The organism is uncultured Eubacterium sp., assembly GCF_934525195.1.
Lineage (GTDB): Bacteria > Bacillota > Clostridia > Oscillospirales > Acutalibacteraceae > Eubacterium_R.
The window spans coordinates 1-19,163 of record NZ_CAKSZA010000010.1 but is presented as its reverse complement, the minus strand read 5'-3'; the positions used below and the strand labels follow the sequence as shown (position 1 = coordinate 19,163).

Genomic DNA, 19,163 nt, shown 5'->3' with positions numbered 1-19,163 from the left:
ATTACTTAAATTCGATATTAACCGAGCCTTGCGCCTGATTGATTAAATCCTCAAGCGGGTCCCGTTTTGGTGCGGTTTGCTCTGCCGGACGCTTGAAAAGTCCGAGTTTGAACTGAACGCCTGTCACCTCAAGCAATGCCGCCTTGATTGATTTTGAATGAATCGGCAGTTTGATGAAATCTCTTACCGCCGGATTTGGACTGTCGAGCAAGAAAAACTCGCCTCTGACATAGCCCTTTGAACCGCTGAGCACGCCGAACAACGGAATGTTTGTCCTGTGCAAGACATCCATAAAATCGCCCCATTGTGTAAATTCAACGGTTTCGTTTGGATTTGCAACAAGCGGTGCGGTTTTGTGCTCAACAGGAGGAGTTTCAACAACCGGTTGTTGTTCCTGAACAGGCGGTTCTTCCTCAACGGGAGTCGGTTCAGGTTCTAGAGTCGGCACGGGTGTCGGCTCTACCTTTGGTTGTGGCTTCGGCTCTTCCCTCGGCACATATTCTTCTTTCGGTGCAGGAACAGCAGTTTGTGTCGGCTGAACTTTTACACCGCTTTTAATTGCATTTTCAAGTTTTGAAACTCTGTCAAGAAGTGAAGCGATGCTCTCATCCATCTTTGGCTCGCAGAGTTTAATGAACGCCATTTCAACCTCAATTCTTGCCGAAGCGCCGCCTTTGATTATCACCAAAGTGTTTTGGAACAGGTCGAGTGCAAAAACAATGCTTTCAACCGAAAATCCCTTTGACGCTTTCAAAATTGTGTTATATTCATCATCCGTGCAAATAATCAGTTCACGGCTCTTACGCACGGTTTTGGCAACCAAGAAATTGCGGAAATGATTAATCATCTCAACGCAAAGTCGCTCCATATCAAAGCTGTTTTGATAAAGGTCGCTGATAATCGACATAGCCGTGTTGCTGTCGCTGTTTGCAATGCAATCAGAGAGTTTGTACATAGCTTCTCTGCCTGCAAGACCCGCAACCTCGGACACCAAATCCGAATTGATTTCCTTGCTTCTGCCTGCGCATTGGTCGAGAATTGAAAGTCCGTCACGCAATGCACCGTCGGCAATTCTTGCAATAAGCACGGCTGCGTCGTCATCAAGGCTGAGTCCCTCAAGACCTGCAACCTCTTTTAGTCTGACCGCCATTGTTTCGGGCTGAATTCGTTTAAAATCAAACCTTTGACAGCGAGAAAGAATTGTGGCAGGAAGTTTGTGCACCTCGGTTGTTGCAAGAATGAATATTACATGTGCAGGCGGTTCTTCAAGAGTTTTGAGCAAGGCATTGAATGCCCCTGTTGAGAGCATATGCACTTCGTCGATAATATATACTCTGTATTTTCCACGGCTCGGAGCGTAATTCGTTTCGTCACGAAGTTCACGAATATTGTCAACGCCGTTGTTTGAAGCGGCATCTATTTCAACAACATCATAGATTGAGCCGTTGTCGAGTCCTCTGCAAACCTCACATTCGTTGCAAGGCTCACCGTCAACATTATGCTCGCAGTTCACAGCCTTGGCAAGAATTTTTGCACAAGTTGTTTTGCCTGTTCCACGAGAACCCGTGAACAAATATGCGTGCGACACTCTGCCGTTTTTAATCTCATTTTTAAGCGTGGAGGTGACATGGTCCTGTCCGTATACATCGGAAAAAACCTTTGGTCTGTATTTTCTGTACAAAACCTGATACATATCAAAACCTCCTTAAAGAATTAAAATGCTTCTACGCCCTCAACGTAACGTACAGACTTGTCTGAGGCACACAGAATAATCCACTTATTGCTGCTCGGTTCCCCGCCTGACAAGGTTCGTAGCATCCTGTCGCACAGGGCCCATACGCTACGCTGAAGGTGTAAAAGCACCTCTGTTTTGTTATTATACAATAAATAATATAATAAATCAATAATTATTTTTATTCTTTAACAAGAACCTTCTCGATTGCTCCGTAGTAAATATTGTGATAGTCCTTTTCGGGATACCATCTTTCATCAACGGTTTTGTCAATGAATTGTTCAGGTTCAAACTTGCTCTTTGCTGTTTTTCTGCAAACAAGAACAAGCTTTGCCTCCTCAAAATACGGCGCCTTTTCATCGAAAACAGGTGTAATTTCAGCTTCCTTAGCCTTGTCAACATCTCTACCGCTCTTTGAACCGCACACTCCGTGAATTTGATTTTTGAGTTCGGCAGGATAAAAGCTGACTGTGAAATAATCGTTTTTATCAACAAACTGCTCTGTGTATCTCTGTGGTCGAATATAAACAGTTGCGGTGTCAACTCCCCAAAGTTCGCCGACCGCACCCCAAGACACAGTCATTGTGTTGTAGCCGTCCTTATCACCCGCTGTAACAAGTGCCCACTGCTTTGCAATAAGGTCAACAACATTTTCCTTAACCTCGCTGAATTCTATTTCCTTAAACATATATGTCACCTCGTTAATTATATACATTATATATATGTATTATAACACAAAAAGCACTCCCCGTCAAAACGAGTTTGCTCACTTAAAAAAATCAACAGCTCCCCAAAATCGGAGAGCCGTGTGTTGATTTATAACGAATATCTTTCTATTTTTACAATATCTCCGCTGAACTGCTCAAGGTTGCCGTAGTTGCCACGAACATTTGACGGGATTTTGCCCTTTTCAACATAGAATTCCATAATATCACAATTTCTTACTGCATACTGATGGTTACTGTCGGTGTGTCTGTCCGACTTTTGATCACAAAGAATAACTTTTATGGATTTTCCCGTTGAAAATGTAATGCGGTATCTTGTGCCGATTGTACTGCCGTAGAACGAACCGAGGGCAACGCAATAATAATTCCCAATCATACGAATACCCGTTTTTTCATCGGTATAACATTCGTTTGAATTAAGAAGTGCGTACTGCGGTGAACCTTTGGCAGTTACTGCCGTGTAGTAGGCATAAGTTTTTGTTGCGCCCGAAACATTCGGAAGCCCCATTTCTTTCGGTATCTCCGCTTCTGCCGTGTTGCTGAATCTTGCGTTATGCGCAGAAAGCATTTTCACCTTGTAGGTGTAAACAACATTTGTCTTTACATCCTTGTCAACAAACGAAGTTGCATTGTCGACAACAGCGATTTTTTCAAAATCATTGTCGTTGTCGCTTCTGTAAACAACAAGTTTTGAAGCGTCATAAGTGTTTTTGAATGTCAGCTCGATTCCGTCAGCCGATGTTTTTGCAACTTTGATGCGTGGTTTCAACGATTTGGTCTGAAAGCTGACAACACCGAGTGTTTCTTCGCCGACAGCCGATGTCACCATAAACTTGTATGTTGAATCATCAAGCAATCCGCCTACTGTTATATTGGTTGTGTTGGTGGTTGCATACTCTTCAAAGCCATGCGTAATAGGGTTAAACTGATAAATGTTGTAGCCCAAGTAAATCTTGTCGCCCGACCACTTGATTTTTGCAGTTGATTCGCCGATGTCATAAGCCTCAATGCTGAACACTTCCGTTTTTTCCGGTTGTATCATATCAAAAGTGCTTTGAACAAACGGTGCATCACCTGCCATAGCCGTTTTTATCCCCGTGTAGTCCTGATGAACCGAGCCGGCATATGCAGGCACAGAAGCACCCAAAACCACGATTGCCGTCATCACGAAAGAAACGATTTTCATTGATAGTCTACTGATAACAAAATCTCCTTTACAAACTTGTAATTTTTGTAACCTTTTTGTAACCGCTTAATGTTATATCAAATTTTGAGCTCTTTGTCAAATTTTTTTGAAAATAAACTACCTTTTACATATTTTAAGTTTATTAAGCAACAAAAACGCCCCTAAGCCAAGGAGCGTTTTATCATTTTTGTTATCTTATTCTGCTGATTCTGCTGATTCTTTTACGGCAGGAGCGGTTGTTGTTTCAGGCTCGCCGTAAACCTGAAGAATAACCTCCTCACCGACTGCGGCAATTGAACCTGCTGCCGGAGCAGATGCGTCTGTATTTTTAACGGTATTTGCAATATGTGTTCCGTCATTATAAACAGCAACAGTGCTGACCTTGAAGCCGAGTTCTTCAAGCTGTTTTGTGGCGTCCTCAAGGGTCAAACCTCTCACGTCCGGAACAGCCTGGGTTTGAATGCCCTTTGACACGGTGAGGATAATCTCAGTGCCCTCGTCCACAGTTTCGCCTGCATTGACGCTCTGCTTAAAGATTATTCCCTCTTCGGTGTCTGCCGAATATTCGCCTTGGAAAGTGAATTTGAACTGCTCGTTCCAAGCACCGTTGTTTTCAATATCGCTTTGAGTATAGCCTGCGCCGACAAAATTCGGAACTTGATGAGTTTTAACAGGTGCGTTGGTTGTTATGTTATCCTTGTTGTTATCAATCAAGCCTGAAAACTGCACAACATAAACCGCAGCGGCAATTGCGGCAACAATCAAAATTATAAGAATCCAAACAACTGCCTTGCGTTTTTTGTCGCCCTTGTCGTCATTATAATCGGGATAACCGCCCTTTGCGCCCTCTTGATAAATATCCTCTTGCTCAACGGCAGCTTTTGCCCTTACGGCAGGAGCAGCGTCAAGAAGTTCTCTGAAATCGTCAACGGTCTTGACTCTCTTTTCGGGATAAACCTGCAAACCTCCGACAAGCGCCTTGATTACATGCATCGGGATTTTTTCGGCAATGGCGTTTGGAATCATCAACTTGTCATTCGCCTCTCTTGAAACGGCAGACGGCGGATTTGCACCGACAAGTGCTCTGTAAATGCAAGCCGAAAAACTGTAAATATCGGTTGCGGCACAAATTCTGTGCTTATTGTCATATTGTTCAAGCGCTGTGTAGCCCTCGTTTTCGGTAAACTCCAAAGCGGTCGATTTATCGCTTGCCTCTGTAATCGGGAACGGAGCAAGATGCACCTTTCCGTCTCTGCAAAGCACAAGATTGTCGGGTGTGATTGAACCGTGAACAATGCCGTTTGAATGAAGTGCCTCAATTGTTGTGAGAACAGGCATAAACATAAGCCTTGCGGTTTCCCAAGGAATATAGCCCTCCTCATTTCTGAGCAAATATTCACGAAGCGGAACAGACTCGGTTTTTTCAATTATTGCATAATATGTGCCGTTTGCTTCAACAAGGTCATAAACAGGCACAACGGCAGAAAGATTGTGGAGCTTTTGCATAGTTGTCCACAAATTGAAAAACGACTTTTTGTAGCGTGCAAACTCATTCACAAACTTTTGACGAACATGGAGTTCATCGCTGTCGTCAAATCTGCTTGCAATCCCCTTTGGGAAAAATTCTCTGATATAAATCGGTTTTTCGATTTGTCCGTCATAACCCGAATAGGTGACAGAATCACTTTCAACCTTTATAACCTTGCCAATAATATATTTGTCGGCAAGGATGGTCTTTGTTTTGAGATTAATGCTGTCGTTTTGAGTGTCGTTGTCGTAACCGCATTCGGCACACACCGAGCCTTCGGTAAGCTCTTCCCAGCAATTAGCGCAAAGATTGTCAAAATCTTTCATAGTATCACTCCGTATATAGTAATCTATTATTTATAATATCAATATAACTATTCAATGTCAATCAAAAATAAATTTGTATTCGTCGTCGGATGCCATCGACATTGCGTCATTTTTGCTGACAATTATATGGTCAATCAGCTCAATTCCGAATTGATTAAGCCAATTCAACAGATTCAAAGTAAAATTGACATCCGAAAACGAAGCACAGGAGTTGTCAATCAAATGATTGTGCGCAACAAACACATAACAAGGTTGCTCGGCAATCAGTCGCTTTGAAACCTCGGTTGGCATAACATTTGCAAAACTTGCCGTTCCCTGCGATATATAACCCGACTTGATAACTCTGTAATCTTCATCAAGGGTCACCATAACGACCCTTTCAACAACCTGAACCGACAACATATTTTTTGCATATTCAATTATTTTATCGGTGTTGTCAAGCACCTTGACTTCATCATTTTTTGCAAGTTCTATCCTCGACAAAATGTGGCGCATAAGCGAAAGATAAATTGCACTGTATTCATCAATTCCGTCAATTTTTAACATTTGCTCAGGACGCACCACAGAAATACATTTCAAAGATTTAAACTCGTGGATAAGATTGTCGGCAACTTTTTTGCCGTCGGTTTTTGAAATCGAAAGAGCAAGCGCCATTTCAAGAAGTTCGGTATCCGACAAAGCAGAACTGCCGTTGAGCAAATAATCGTCTTTCAACTTTTCACGCATTTGATTTTTCAACTCTGCATCCGTCATAGCCGACCTCCTTAAAAAATAAAAATTATATTTAAAGTTTACCATTATTGCCCGTTTAATTCAAGAGTAAGTGTGGCGCATAATCACCGATGAACAGGCGAAAAGCATTTTTTCAAAAAAAATAAAAAAATTCAAAAAAACTCTTGACATCTCGTCCGTAAAGTGATATTATGTATAAGCACTCGAGAGAGAACACACATTCCTCCTTAGCTCAGTCGGTAGAGCACTCGGCTGTTAACCGAGTTGTCGTTGGTTCAAGTCCAACAGGGGGAGCCACAAAAAGACAAGTCAATGACTTGTCTTTTTCTTTTTACTTATACCTTATTAAAAGTCAAGACCTTCGGCTTAGTCGGAGATCTTGACTTTTTCAATTTATATGCAAATGATTTATTTTTCCAAATGTTTTTCGAGGAAAGCTTCAACCGTGTTCCAATAAAGTTCAGGCGCAACAGACGACGAAAGTGCGTGACCTGCGCCTTGAATTGTCAGAATTTCTTTTTCGCAATTCGCTGCCGAATACAGTTCGTTTAGCATACCGTACGGTACAAGTTCATCCTCCGAACCGTGGATGAACAAGGTTGGAGTATGACTCTTTTTGACCTGTTCAACTGCACTCGCCTGCTTGAAATCGTAGCCGTCACGAATCTTTGAAATTGCAGAACTTGCGTTGAGAACAGGAAACCACGGAATGTGCAAAACATCTGCCTCTTGTCTGAACTCATCCCATTCCGATGTGTAGCCGCAGTCCGCTATTATTGCCTTGACATTTTTCGGCAATTCTTCGCCCGATGCCATAAGCACGGTTGATGCGCCCATAGATACGCCGTGGAGGATAATTTGTGCGTCAGGCTCTAATGAAATGATATAGTTTATCCATTCGATAACATCAAAGCGTTCTACCCATCCCATTCCGATTTTTGTTCCCTCGCTGTCGCCGTGTGCTCGTGCATCAACTGCCAAAACATTATAGCCGAGCGAGTGGAATTTGTTGACAAAACCTGCCATATGCTTTGCCTTGCTTGTGTATCCGTGGCAGACAAGAGCATATTTTGTGCCGGGATTTTTGAATAATTTTCCGTGCAGACGAAATAAATCGGACATAATATAAACATCTTCGCCGTTTTCGCCATACCATTTTTTCATCTCCGGTGTGCCGGTCAGTCCGCTGTATTTTGCGCTTGCATCTTCTTCACTGCCGTTGGTGTTTGTGGCTTTTTGAACAAGGTTGTTGAGCTTGCTCATATGTATCGGCGATTTTGTGTTTATCGAAAAATCATAAAATATTTCTGCCGATATTGCGGTCAAAGCTGTCAACCCACAGATTGTGCCGAAAATTGCACCCATGCCTTTTTTATTCACAAAAATCCCTCCTGTCTTTTTTTAAATTATATCATAATCGCAAAGGCGGTTGCAAGATTCTTTGAATTATTTATTAATACAAAAACGAGTTTTTAGCTAAAAATATAACAGTGTGTTATATGCGATTTAACAATTTGTTTTATTTTTATTCATTGTTAGTAGATTTTTTTGCGGTATTATTAAATTTGGGATACAACATCAAATTTTTGAATTTTGTTTAGGTTGGAGAGTTTCAAATAAAATCTTAAGAAACATATTTTTTACAACCTAAAATGATGTGAGGACTTAGCGATATACTTGATACAAAATCGAAATACGGCAACGAAAGGAAAAATAAAATGGCCAACTTAGAAAATTATATGGAGCAACAGTCGGTTCTCTGCGAGCAGAACGACAGCATAAGCAAAAATTTATATGCAGAATACGGCGTTAAGCGTGGACTGCGTGACGAAAACGGACAGGGCGTTTTGACCGGACTTACAAACATTTCAAACATCAAGGCTTTTGATTATCACAACGGAGAGAAATGCCCGTGTGACGGCGTGTTGTCCTATCGTGGATATAACATTGAAGATTTGGTTGCAGGAAGCAAGGGCAAAAGATTTGTCTTTGAGGAGGGTGCATATCTTCTTTTGTTCGGCGAGTTGCCGACCGAAGCACAGTTAAAAGAATTTCAGGAACATTTGTCCGAGTGTATGGAGCTCCCGACCTACTTTGTAAGGGATGTTATTATGGATTCACCGACATCGGATATTATGGGCTCGATGACAAGGAGTATTCTCACCTTGGGCTCTTATGACAAGCAAAAGGAATTGCTTGAAATTCCAAATGTTTTGAAGCAAAGTATGCAGTTGATTGCAACATTTCCTATGCTTGCCGTTTACGCATACCACGCATATAATCACTATGAAAAAAACGAGAGTATGTACATCCACAGACCCGAAAAAAATTTGTCGTTGGCAGAGAACTTTTTGCGTATGCTGAGACCCGATTTGCAGTTCACGGAACTCGAAGCAAGAGTTTTGGATGTTGCGTTGCTGTTGCATATGGAGCACGGCGGAGGTAACAATTCAACTTTCACCACAAGAGTTGTAACCTCATCGGGTTCAGACACATATTCTGTAATTTCCGCCGCTATGTCATCATTGAAAGGCAAGAAGCACGGCGGTGCAAACCTTATGGTAATGAATATGATGGACGACATCAGAGCACATGTTAAGGATTATTCGGACGAGGAAGAAATCGCAGCATATTTGAGCAAAATTCTCAACAAAGAAGCGCTCGACAAAAAGGGACTTATCTACGGAATGGGTCACGCCGTATATTCTATTTCTGACCCAAGAGAAAGAGTGTTCAAGGGATTTGTTGAACAGCTTGCAAACGAAAAAGGTCGCAGCGACGATATGCTCCTTTATAATAATGTTGAAAAGATTGCACCGATTTTGATTGCCGAACAGCGCAAAATATTTAAAGGTGTCAGCCCTAACATCGACTTTTACAGCGGTTTTGTTTATGATATGCTCAACATTCCGAGAGAACTGTACACTCCGCTGTTTGCAATCGCAAGAATTGTCGGTTGGAGCACTCACCGTTTGGAAGAATTGATAACCACAGACAAAATCATCCGTCCTGCATACAAGAGTTTGATGGACACAAAGGACTATATCGCAAGGGAGGAAAGATAATATGGGAATTGCAAACAACGCCGAGGAATTTTTGCTCAGAATACTGAATTTTGAGATTGTATTTGAATTTGCGGAAAAAACAGACTATTTGTTCCTCTACAAAATTAAGGAATGTATCAAACATTCGGAATGTCCGGAGGGTGCGTATCTTTCCGAGCTTGCAAGCTATATGGATTTATCTATGCCCGCAACATCAAAAATGATAACAAACCTTGAAAGAAAAGGCTATATCATTTGGAAATTGGACGAGAAAAAAGAACAAACCTACATTGTTTTGACAAACAAGGCAATAGAACTGACCAACTGCGAAAAAAACAAAATCATTTCAATCTATGACAAAGTTGTTTCCGAAATTGCTCCCGACGACTTGGAAACCACAAGAAACACACTTGAAAAAATCCGACAAGTTATGGAAGAAGCGGAATAACGGCTTTCAAAACTGAATTTGGCAATAAGTGACAAAAACAAAAATCGACATTCAATCAAGAAATACTCAAATGAATGTCGGTTTTTAATTTTTATAAAACTGAGATTACAGAACTCAACTCAATGAAATGTCATCAATAAATTTCAGTTCTTCTTTGGTGAACGGTGCGCAGGAAATTGCCTTGATGTTGTCGAGGATTTGCTGTGGCTTTGATGCGCCGATTAAAACGCTTGTGACTTCGTCTTTTTGGAGCAGCCAGCCGAGAGCCATATCGGCAAGCTTTTCGCCACGCTGTTTTGCCAAATCGTTGAGTCGGCGGATTTGCTCCATCCTGTGCTCATCGAGCGTGCTCTCCTTGAGGTATCTGCCGTCTGTTTTGATTCGGCTATCCTCAGGAATTCCGTTCAAATAACGGTCGGTGAGCTGACCTTGTGCAAGCGGGCTGAATGTAATCAAGCCTTTGTGCAATTTGTCAACCGCTTCTTTTAAGCCGTTGTTTTCTACCGTTCTGTCAAAAATTGAATAACGGTTTTGATTAATTATAAACGGGCAGTTCAAATCTTTCAAAATCGAAGTTGCTTTTTTCAGCGTCTTTCCGTCATAATTTGAAAGGCCTACATAAAGCGCTTTGCCGCTGTTGACCGCTGTTGCAAGCGCACCCATAGTTTCCTCAAGCGGTGTGTCGGGGTCCATTCTGTGATGATAAAAAATATCAACATAATCAAGTCCCATACGCTGTAAACTCTGGTCAAGGCTTGCAAGCAGATACTTGCGACTGCCCCAATCACCGTAAGGACCATCCCACATAAGATAGCCCGCCTTTGTTGAAATTATCATTTCGTCACGATAAGGGCGCAAGTCTTCTTTCATAATTCTGCCGAAGTTTTTCTCCGCACTTCCCGGCTGTGGACCATAATTGTTTGCCAAATCAAAATGAGTGATTCCGTTGTCAAAAGCTGTGAAACACAGCGATTTCATATTTTCAAAATTAGCCGTGTCACCAAAATTATGCCACAATCCGAGCGACACTTTTGGAAGCATCAAGCCACTTCTTCCGCAACGATTATATTCCATAGCCGAATATCTTTCCTTTGACGCAATGTACATAATTTTTCCTCCTATAAAAAAATCATTCGTTGAGCAACGGCACTTCATTTGCCGATTTTCTTGCTCTACATAACAAATATAGCACACAATCCCTCAACAATCAATGGGAGTTTGGCAGTTGCCAAAAACTGAAAATAAATGTATAATAAAGTCCAATAAATAATAAAGGATACAGACTGTCGATAAAGCTCCTGAAACACGCCAAATATAATTAACCGAATTATGCCTCCCATTTTTTTAAAGGGGAGGTGGCAACACGAAGTGTTGACGGTGGGGTTTTAAAAATGCTGTAAATATCGAACTTACAGCATTTTTGGCGTTTTTCGTTTTTTGCGAACAAGCGGTACCATTGTACAGCAATGTTCGCAAGAAAACGAAATTCAGAAACTTTCTCAACAGCCTACATATTATTATGTTAAACCTTATTCCGACACCGAAATTTGTAGAAATCAACGAAACAAAAACGCTAAATGTGAAATCAATCGTGATAAACGAAACCGATATCAACCGAGATGCGATTGATGATTTTTATGCGTTTTTGAGCAAAATCAACATTCAAAACGGCAACGGTTCACAGATTGAATTTGCTGATGACGGCTCACTTGACAACGAAGAATACAGGCTTGAAATCAACGACAAAATCCGTATTTATTCAAACAGCCTCGGCGGAAAAATTTTTGCATTGCAAACGCTGAAACAAATCCTTTTTCAATATGGTGAAAATGTGCCTTGCCTCACAATCAAGGACAAGCCGAAGCACGAAATCAGAGGATTTATGCTTGATGTGGGCAGATATTTTTTCTTTGTTGATGATGTAAAACTGTTCATCAGAAAAATGTCGCTGCACAAGTTAAATTTTCTGCATCTGCATCTTACGGAAGATCAGGGATGGCGAGTTGAAATCGACAAATATCCATTGCTCACTCAAATCGGTTCGGTTAGAAAAAAGACCAATTTCAACCACAAGGAGCACGGCGGATTTTACACAAAGGCTCAAATCAAAGAGATTGTTGACTATGCCCACAATTTTGCAATCGGCGTTATGCCCGAATTTGACATTCCGGGGCACAGCAGGAGTGCAATGGCGGGCTACAGCTATCTTGGCTGTTTTGACAGAAAGTTGCCTGTTGCCGACCATTGGGGAGTTAAGCACGATGTTCTGTGTGCAGGGAAGGACTCAACCTACGAATTTGTTGAAAATATTATTGATGAATTTTGCGAAATGTTCCCCGACAAATATTTTCACATCGGCGGTGACGAAGTGCCGAAACACAGATGGCATTTGTGTCCGCACTGTCAGGCAAAGATGAAAGAATTGGGATTGAAGAACGAGGACGAACTTCAATGCTACTTTATGAATAGGGTGAACGATTATTGCAAAAGTAAGGGCAAGCAGGCGTTTATGTGGAGTTGGGATTTGAAGAACGATAAATTGCTTTCAAAGGATTTGGGCTTTACAAAATGCGGAGATATGGACACGGGCGACCGACCGTTCATTGATACAAGCACATCTGCCTACTACATTGATTTGCCTTACGGATATATAAGTTTAAAGAATACAGCCGACCACCGACTTTATTCGGGCAACTGCCTCGGCGGTGAGGTCACATTGTGGACAGAATATGTGCCGAATATGACAATGGCGGACAAGGTGACTTATCCTCGACTCGGCGCAATGGCTCAAACCGTATGGCACGGTGACAACTCATACGAAAAGTTTGCTGAAATTTTGGATTATTACTATTCCTTCCTCGACAAAAACGGAATCGGTTATTCTAAATTGAATACGGCAAACCCAAGCAAACCTTTGGCATTTTTCCAAAATCTTTGGTTTGAAAGACGACAGCTCACCTGGGAGGGCTTGACCAATGTTTTTGACGACCTAAAGGTTGAACGACTTGCTAAAAAACAGCAACACACAACAGACTGTTGAAAAAGCTATTGAACTTCGGGTTTCATTGTTTCAATAAGCCTTTAATGTTTCTTAAATATAATAAACTATCCGAAAACATAAATACGCCCCCTTAACTATAAATCATTATAGCATTTAGGGGGCGTACTTTTCGCCATATAAACTTGTCAGATAAGTGACCTTTTGTTAAGTTTAACTGCATTGGTCGGCAACATTTATTAAATAAAGACCCTTTTGTTTTGCATAATCAACAGTGTATGCCGTGCCGCCCTCGTGCTTTGTAAGAAAGCAAATGCAAGCAGAACTACAATCAACAAGGTGTCTGTTTCTTTTTTGCATACAGCCGTTATAGTAATGCGGAGCAAGAACCTTCACTTTATCGGCTCTCAATTTAATACCATTATACACATCAATATCTTGTTGCTTCCAATATTTCGTTTGGTTTTCGCATGGCAACACTAAAATAAGTTTAACTTCGGGATGAATTTCTTTTACCGACAAAACAGCCTGTGCAGCAATGGTATCAAACCCCAAAGCACCGCCTGTGCCGAAGTATTTGAAGCCTTTAGAAACGAGCAGGGTAACGACAGCCTTCGTCTGTTCAAAGACCGTGTCGGGCGTATATGGGGCAATGTCACGATGCCCTGTAAAACAACATGTTTGGCTTTTATAATCCATTGAAATCACCGCAGAAAAGCAAAAAGAGCGTAGCCGAAGCTACGCTCAAAAAACACACAGCTTCAAAGTTTTCTGCGACAAAAACCCAACAAGCTATCACGAGATAGGCGTGTAAAAAGAAGTGCGTGTTTTTATCAAAAGATAAAAACATACACTACCTATATCCTCGTGATATTATTAAATTGGATTTTTGTCGCAAAATGATTATACCATTAAAGGTATCTGCAAGTCAAATGGATTATTAAAAAACAAATCGCCCTCACTCTGTTATAGAGCGAGAGCAATTATACTTAATGTACAAATAATTATCCCACATTTTCAAGAATTTATTCAAATGAATAAACATCTATCTTTAAAGTTTTGTTACTTTAAGCTCTACTCAGCAATAAGTGATAAAGTACCCTTTTTTATATAAAAAGTACCTATTATTTGGTGGTGAATATGGTAATATTGTATTAATAATAGTTTTTTATAATATACAAATTTGTGGAATAATCATAATTTGAGGACAGTTATGAATGTTTATATAAACAAGAAAAAAGCATTTCAGACCTTTGAGGGGTTTGGTGCAAGCGGTGCTTGGTGGGCACAGGAAGTCGGTGGCTGGGAGCATAAGGATGCCGAGAGCAACCTTGCTGTTCGTGACCGAATTTCTCAGCTTCTGTACAGCAAAACCGAGGGAATAGGTCTGCGCACATATCGCTACAATATCGGTGGTGGCTCAAAGCAATCCGGCAACGGAAAAATCGACAATCCGTTGAGAAGAACAGATTCTTTTGAAACGGCTGACGGCAGATATGATTTTGATCGTGACAAAAATGCCGTTTATATGATGGAGCAGGCTGTGAGGGACGGTGCCGACGAGGTGGTGCTATTTGTCAATTCTCCGCTTGAAAGGCTCACAAAAAACGGCAAAACTCATTGCGATGCGTCAAGGATTTTTCAGGATAATATCAGTCCAAAGAATTACACTGCTTTTGCAAAATACTGTCTTGATGTCACAGAACATTTTGTCAAAAAAGGAATTCCCGTAAAATATCTTTCGCCGATTAACGAGCCTATATGGCTGTGGCTTGGCGGTCAAGAGGGTTGCCATTACAGTCCTTGCAGTGCGGGAAAAGTGTTCAAAGTTTTTGCTGACGAAATGAACAAAAGACCGTTGCTCGATGATGTCAAACTTTCAGGTTTGGAGAGTGCGGATGTCCGCTGGTTCAATAAATCCTACACAAGAAATCTGCTCAAATATGTCAATGTCAGAAAACGAATTGATTCAATAGATGTTCATTCGTATTTTCTCAATCCCGTTTCAATTCCGTATTTCAGCAGAAAGGCATACATAAAAAGATACAGAAAATGGCTTGATAAAAATTATCCGAATGTTGATGTCAAAATGAGCGAATGGTGTCATATGCAAAGCGGCAGAGATTACGGTATGAACTCGGCGCTTGTTATGGCAAATATTATGTACGAGGATATTTCCATGCTCAATGTCACTTCTTGGCAACATTGGGTGGCTGTCGCAGAGGGCGACTACTGTGACGGCTTGATTTACATAAATTTAGCCGACAAATCCTTTGAAACAACCAAAAGATATTATGCCACAGGCAATTTTTCAAAATACATCCCATACGGTGCCATTCGTGTTGAAGCCGTTGTCGATGACGAGGCTTTGAAACTTCTTGCCTTTACAAAAGACAAGAAAACCGTGCTGATTGTCATCAATGATACAGACGACGAAAAGACAGTTACAGTTCCTGCGATTAACAGTGAACTAACCGTTGCTACAACTGACAAGGACAACAATCTTGCAGAGCGTAAAACAAAAAATGCAGATATAAAAATATCTGCAAAATCTGTGAATACTATTATGTTTTAGCCTGCGATTTTAGGAATTCTTTTCTGTATCTGCTTGGGGTTACGGAGTATTCTTTTACAAACGCCTTCCTAAAATGGCTTCGGTCGCAAAAGCCTACCGTTTCGCTTATCATATCAATGCTCAAATCCGTGCTTTCAAGGAAATATACAGATGACTGCAATTTGCACTGCATATGATATTTGTTTGGGGAAATTCCGTATTTTTCAATGAACATCTTGTTCATTATGTTTGGAGAAATGCCGAATTTGATTGCAATATCTTTCATTCGCAGTTGCTCGTTGCACTGCTTTTCGATGTATTTTTTAACATCCAAAATGACATTGTCGTTTGTTTTTATGTAATGGGCTTCGCTTTTTTGTTGCTTGTTTGTTTTCGGTGCGGTCATTCCCATTTCAAACAGCACATTATGCGTCAACAGCATAAGCCTTTTTTCGTTTTGGAAATTCGGCTTGCCGAGACCTATTTGCTTGATTTGATTGTAATAGGGGGTTATATCGAGCTGGCGAACGAAAATCGGCGTGTCTATTTTGTAGAATTTCAGCCATTCGTCAACCATTTTTCCCGACACGGTGAACCAAATTTTTGTGTATGGATTTTTATCGTCTGAATAATAGGTGTGAGCACCTCCCGGCTTTATGATGTAGCAATCGCCTTTTTCAAGCATTGTCACAATGCCGTTGTGCTCAAAATACCCTGTTCCGTCAAGCACACATTCAATGATTGTGTTGTTGTTTTCTTTTCTCGAAATGATATAGCTCGAATCGGGGAACAGCTTGCCGAATGAATGAAGATGAAACAGCTCGCTGTTGTTGTTTTGGTCGTAAAGATTGAATTCTTCGTTAAAAACAGGCATATTTAACGCTCCATAAAATACACATTTTCAAAATTTATTTACTCATATTTTATCAAAACAATTCAAAATTTTCAATAACATAATATTAAAATAGGGGGAATGAGCAAAATATGAAAGGAAAAGTCAAATCATTTATATCTGATTTTAAGCGATATTGGAAGATACCGCCTAAAGGCAGATATATGTCTTTCAAGGAAATCTGCTCCTTATCGGTCGGCGGAATAGGTGTCAAATTCGTTTATTATTGCATAAACAATATGATGCTCAGCGTTGGCAATTCGCTTATCGGCAACACAATAGGCATTGACCCTACACCGATGTATGTCATCTATCTTCTCGGCGTGCTTTCAAGTTTTCCGCTTACGGCGCTTCGTGCAAAGATGATAGACAACACAAAGAGTATGAAGGGCAAATACCGACCGTACATAGTCAGTATGGGCATACCGTCCGTGCTTCTCGGTATCGGTTTTATTTGGATGCCGTATGAGCATTTCAATTTGTTCTGGAAGTGTGCCATTGTTCTTTTGTTCAACATCGGTTTTCAATTTTTCTACAATTTTTATATTGATGTCAACGACAGTATCCTCAATGTTTTGTCGTCAAACAGCGTTGAGCGTTCGGATGTAAATTCAATCAAGGCGGTTGTTGAAAATATCGCTCCGTCAATAGCAAATATTTTCTTGCCTCTTGTTGCAAAAATGATTACAGGCGAAAACACGCTTTACGATATAAAGATTTACAGAGTTATGTATCCTCCGATGCTTATTGTCGGCTTCTTTATCTCGATGTTAATCTACACAAACACCGAGGAAAAAATTGTTCAGGCAAAGACCCATGTTGTGCAAATCAAGTTTTCAGATGCGTTCCGTGCTATCGCAAGAAACAAGTATTTCTGGATTATTTCTCTTGCAGGCTGGCTCGGATTTTTGGAAGGCTCGTTCAACAACATTATCGGTTGGTTGTACAATTATCAAAACGCTGCAACACCGGGGCAGTATGTAATCATTACCGCCATAGCGGGCAATGCGGCATTTTGGCCAAATCTTGTAGCTCCTTTTTTGATTAGAAAATACGGAAAAAAGAAGATTTTGGTATACACCAACTTTCTCAACATCGTCTTTATTGCAACTATGTTGCCGATAATCAAAATGACAGGCTCGCCGATTATCATTTGGGCACTGTTGTTTATTACATTTATAAACACATTTATTTCATCGCTCGGTCATTTGATGAACCCAAGTTTGCAGGCGGACATTCGTGACTATCAGCAGTACATCACAGGTGAGAGAATTGACGGAATGTTCGCAGCCGTGGCACTTATCGGTAATGTAATCACTCTTGCCACAAGCTCTGTTTTGCCTATGATTTACGAAAAAGCAGGCTTGAACAAGACTGTTGCCGTTTCGCTTGGATATGACGGCTCAAATGTTTATGATGTTCTTTATAATAAAGAATATTTCATCTCGATTTGCTCGGTGCTTGTTATTGCTTCTGTTGCAGGTGCAATTATGAATGTTATTCCGTTTTTCTTCTACGATTTGACCGAAACAAGACAGCGTGCAATGGTCAGCGTTTTGAAAATCCGTGCATTGTTTGAGGATTACGGCAACAATGTTTTGTCGGACAATTCGCTTGTTGAGGCTGTTGATGTCATCAATGATGCCGAGGAATATTACGGCAAGGAAATAAAGGAACTTTCAAAGGACGAAATCAAGCAAGCCAAGAAAACAAGAAACAAGGCTTTAATCAAGGAAGCAAAGAAAAATTATCAGGCACAGAGAGAAGAAAACGAAAAAATCGAGATTGCAGGCTATGTTATGCGTGAGCTTCATCGCTTTGAAACAGCGGAGGGTTTGGCAGAAATAGAAACCGCAAGACGCTTTGTTGATGCAGGCCTTGACGGCTTTTTGAATGTTCAAACAATCACCAAAGAGCAGGCAAAGGCAATGCCGAAGAATACCCAGGAGGAAAAGGACAGACGCAGGGATGCACTCATCCAGATTTCAAAAATCAACGCCTCCAAAAAGGCCATCAAAAAGTATTTTCCAAACGGTATTGTTGAGTTTGACAGCTCGGTGTTTGAGGAGCTTTTCAAAGCCGATGACGAAAATGAACTTGAACTTCATAATTCATTAAAGGCTATGAAGCAGGCAAAGGAAAACAAAAACACGGCAGAGGTTCAGCAACTCAAAGCAAAGGTTAAGCAGTTGCAATTCCAAAAGGCAAAAATCAAGGAAGAAATCAAGGACGCAACCGAAAAGAACTCGATTTACTACCGTGCCGCAAAGCCTTATCTTGATGCAAAAAGAACTCTCATTCAGGCTTCAAACTATTCGCATTTCGACGACATCAAGTTACTTTACGCTGATGCAAAAGCTCGCCTTGACGCCCTCGAAACCGAACAACTCGCAGTGAAATAATGTTCAAATTATTCCCCGAGTAATTCGATAAACTATATACTAATTGCAAGTAAAAAAATTGATGTCTGCCTTTGCATTTTTGATGGATAAACAATATAAAATGGCGAACTTAAAGTGAGGGTTTAAAGTTTTATTACTTTAAGCCCTCATTATTTTTTGAAAAGTCTCTCAAATTTTTTGCTCATTTCAATTCGTGTTACGATTTTGATTTGAACGATGTCTCTCAAAAGTCTCAGTCATAAATGCCCTAAATCGCACTAAAATGACTTTGGAATTTTGAAATAAGCCGTCTCTTAAAATCTCTCAAAGACTCTCACGATATTTTAAGGCAAAGAAAAAATGCCCGAATACCGCCGTAAAAAGCAGTATTCGGGCATAAAAAAGCCTCGAAACACGAATATTCCGAGGTATTGGCAGATTATATCAACCTGTCAAAGAGAAATTACAACAGTTGTAATCTTTTAATTCATATTTTTACTTCTAAATATTTTAGACACGCAAATACACACTCATTTCCGTTTCTCCCCTATTTCCCCACGAATTATAAGGGATTAATGTAATCTTACATTTTTTTAAAGGAACCGGCTTATATTCGT

General features: G+C 40.6%; 15 protein-coding genes, 1 tRNA gene and 1 other RNA gene. 6 read left to right on the top strand and 11 right to left on the bottom strand.

Annotated elements, in window-relative coordinates:
- Position 1 precedes the first annotated feature (1 nt).
- From dnaX to Q0E03_RS08800, 6 genes are all read right to left on the bottom strand, one after another.
- A complete protein-coding gene (gene dnaX / locus Q0E03_RS08825) occupies positions 2 to 1,693 on the bottom strand; it encodes a DNA polymerase III subunit gamma/tau (RefSeq protein WP_297131827.1) in 1,692 nt (563 codons plus the stop codon).
- 46 nt (positions 1,694 to 1,739) lie between these two features.
- An RNA gene (gene ffs, locus Q0E03_RS08820) (signal recognition particle sRNA small type) lies at positions 1,740 to 1,839 on the bottom strand.
- 74 nt (positions 1,840 to 1,913) lie between these two features.
- Complete coding sequence (locus Q0E03_RS08815; protein ID WP_297131824.1) at positions 1,914 to 2,420, bottom strand: flavin reductase family protein; 507 nt, start codon at positions 2,418 to 2,420, stop codon at positions 1,914 to 1,916.
- A 128-nt stretch (positions 2,421 to 2,548) separates the two neighbouring features.
- Complete coding sequence (locus tag Q0E03_RS08810; protein WP_297131821.1) at positions 2,549 to 3,643, bottom strand: hypothetical protein; 1,095 nt, start codon at positions 3,641 to 3,643, stop codon at positions 2,549 to 2,551.
- Positions 3,644 to 3,838: 195 nt separating this feature from the next.
- Positions 3,839 to 5,497 carry a PASTA domain-containing protein gene (locus Q0E03_RS08805; RefSeq protein WP_297131818.1) on the bottom strand — a complete coding sequence of 553 codons (1,659 nt, stop codon included), beginning with the start codon at positions 5,495 to 5,497 and terminating at the stop codon, positions 3,839 to 3,841.
- A 57-nt stretch (positions 5,498 to 5,554) separates the two neighbouring features.
- Positions 5,555 to 6,250 carry a JAB domain-containing protein gene (locus Q0E03_RS08800; protein ID WP_297131815.1) on the bottom strand — a complete coding sequence of 232 codons (696 nt, stop codon included), beginning with the start codon at positions 6,248 to 6,250 and terminating at the stop codon, positions 5,555 to 5,557.
- A 200-nt stretch (positions 6,251 to 6,450) separates the two neighbouring features.
- Between Q0E03_RS08800 and Q0E03_RS08795 the strand changes: the two genes are divergently transcribed.
- Positions 6,451 to 6,526: transfer RNA gene (locus Q0E03_RS08795), tRNA-Asn, on the top strand.
- Positions 6,527 to 6,637: 111 nt separating this feature from the next.
- Here the strand turns inward: Q0E03_RS08795 and Q0E03_RS08790 are convergent.
- Positions 6,638 to 7,609 (bottom strand): alpha/beta hydrolase, encoded by a 972-nt coding sequence (locus tag Q0E03_RS08790; protein ID WP_297131812.1) that lies wholly within the window; start codon positions 7,607 to 7,609, stop codon positions 6,638 to 6,640.
- Positions 7,610 to 7,947: 338 nt separating this feature from the next.
- Between Q0E03_RS08790 and Q0E03_RS08785 the strand changes: the two genes are divergently transcribed.
- Together Q0E03_RS08785 and Q0E03_RS08780 are read left to right on the top strand one after the other, a co-directional pair.
- Positions 7,948 to 9,294, top strand: coding sequence for a citrate/2-methylcitrate synthase (locus Q0E03_RS08785; protein ID WP_297131809.1), 1,347 nt, complete (start codon positions 7,948 to 7,950; stop codon positions 9,292 to 9,294).
- Between the two features lies 1 nt (position 9,295).
- Positions 9,296 to 9,721, top strand: a complete 426-nt coding sequence (locus tag Q0E03_RS08780) for a MarR family winged helix-turn-helix transcriptional regulator (protein ID WP_297131806.1) — start codon at positions 9,296 to 9,298, stop codon at positions 9,719 to 9,721.
- 114 nt (positions 9,722 to 9,835) lie between these two features.
- On the opposite strand, the gene Q0E03_RS08775 is transcribed toward Q0E03_RS08780, so the two are convergent.
- Positions 9,836 to 10,828: an aldo/keto reductase gene (locus tag Q0E03_RS08775; protein WP_297131803.1), complete on the bottom strand. Its 993-nt coding sequence runs from the start codon at positions 10,826 to 10,828 to the stop codon at positions 9,836 to 9,838.
- A 412-nt stretch (positions 10,829 to 11,240) separates the two neighbouring features.
- On the opposite strand from Q0E03_RS08775, the gene Q0E03_RS08770 reads away from it, so the two are divergent.
- The gene (locus Q0E03_RS08770) at positions 11,241 to 12,761 is read left to right on the top strand and encodes a beta-N-acetylhexosaminidase (RefSeq protein WP_297131800.1); all 1,521 of its coding nucleotides are present in this window, start codon (positions 11,241 to 11,243) and stop codon (positions 12,759 to 12,761) included.
- A gap of 171 nt (positions 12,762 to 12,932) precedes the next feature.
- On the opposite strand, the gene Q0E03_RS08765 is transcribed toward Q0E03_RS08770, so the two are convergent.
- A complete protein-coding gene (locus tag Q0E03_RS08765) occupies positions 12,933 to 13,418 on the bottom strand; it encodes an SLOG family protein (RefSeq protein WP_297131797.1) in 486 nt (161 codons plus the stop codon).
- Positions 13,419 to 13,932: 514 nt separating this feature from the next.
- On the opposite strand from Q0E03_RS08765, the gene Q0E03_RS08760 reads away from it, so the two are divergent.
- Positions 13,933 to 15,294, top strand: coding sequence for a glycoside hydrolase (locus Q0E03_RS08760; protein WP_297131794.1), 1,362 nt, complete (start codon positions 13,933 to 13,935; stop codon positions 15,292 to 15,294).
- Here Q0E03_RS08760 and Q0E03_RS08755 read toward each other — a convergent pair.
- A complete protein-coding gene (locus tag Q0E03_RS08755) occupies positions 15,284 to 16,147 on the bottom strand; it encodes an AraC family transcriptional regulator (RefSeq protein ID WP_297131791.1) in 864 nt (287 codons plus the stop codon). The genes Q0E03_RS08760 and Q0E03_RS08755 overlap by 11 nt on opposite strands.
- Before the next feature lie 110 nt (positions 16,148 to 16,257).
- Here Q0E03_RS08755 and Q0E03_RS08750 point away from each other — a divergent pair, with 110 nt between their 5' ends.
- Positions 16,258 to 18,567, top strand: a complete 2,310-nt coding sequence (locus Q0E03_RS08750; RefSeq protein ID WP_297131788.1) for an MFS transporter — start codon at positions 16,258 to 16,260, stop codon at positions 18,565 to 18,567.
- A 489-nt stretch (positions 18,568 to 19,056) separates the two neighbouring features.
- Here Q0E03_RS08750 and Q0E03_RS09115 read toward each other — a convergent pair whose 3' ends face one another.
- The gene (locus tag Q0E03_RS09115) at positions 19,057 to 19,128 is read right to left on the bottom strand and encodes a hypothetical protein (RefSeq protein ID WP_367270263.1); all 72 of its coding nucleotides are present in this window, start codon (positions 19,126 to 19,128) and stop codon (positions 19,057 to 19,059) included.
- Between the last annotated feature and the right edge of the window lie 35 nt (positions 19,129 to 19,163).

Coding starts and splice junctions, on each gene's coding strand:
- Q0E03_RS08755 (WP_297131791.1), bottom strand. CDS start 16,147: ATGCCTGTTTTTAACGAAGAATTCAATCTTTACGACCAAAACAACAAC.
- Q0E03_RS08750 (WP_297131788.1), top strand. CDS start 16,258: ATGAAAGGAAAAGTCAAATCATTTATATCTGATTTTAAGCGATATTGG.
- Q0E03_RS08805 (WP_297131818.1), bottom strand. CDS start 5,497: ATGAAAGATTTTGACAATCTTTGCGCTAATTGCTGGGAAGAGCTTACC.
- Q0E03_RS08760 (WP_297131794.1), top strand. CDS start 13,933: ATGAATGTTTATATAAACAAGAAAAAAGCATTTCAGACCTTTGAGGGG.
- Q0E03_RS08815 (WP_297131824.1), bottom strand. CDS start 2,420: ATGTTTAAGGAAATAGAATTCAGCGAGGTTAAGGAAAATGTTGTTGAC.
- Q0E03_RS08780 (WP_297131806.1), top strand. CDS start 9,296: ATGGGAATTGCAAACAACGCCGAGGAATTTTTGCTCAGAATACTGAAT.
- dnaX (WP_297131827.1), bottom strand. CDS start 1,693: ATGTATCAGGTTTTGTACAGAAAATACAGACCAAAGGTTTTTTCCGAT.
- Q0E03_RS08785 (WP_297131809.1), top strand. CDS start 7,948: ATGGCCAACTTAGAAAATTATATGGAGCAACAGTCGGTTCTCTGCGAG.
- Q0E03_RS08765 (WP_297131797.1), bottom strand. CDS start 13,418: ATGGATTATAAAAGCCAAACATGTTGTTTTACAGGGCATCGTGACATT.
- Q0E03_RS08775 (WP_297131803.1), bottom strand. CDS start 10,828: ATGTACATTGCGTCAAAGGAAAGATATTCGGCTATGGAATATAATCGT.
- Q0E03_RS08770 (WP_297131800.1), top strand. CDS start 11,241: ATGTTAAACCTTATTCCGACACCGAAATTTGTAGAAATCAACGAAACA.
- Q0E03_RS08800 (WP_297131815.1), bottom strand. CDS start 6,250: ATGACGGATGCAGAGTTGAAAAATCAAATGCGTGAAAAGTTGAAAGAC.
- Q0E03_RS08810 (WP_297131821.1), bottom strand. CDS start 3,643: ATGAAAATCGTTTCTTTCGTGATGACGGCAATCGTGGTTTTGGGTGCT.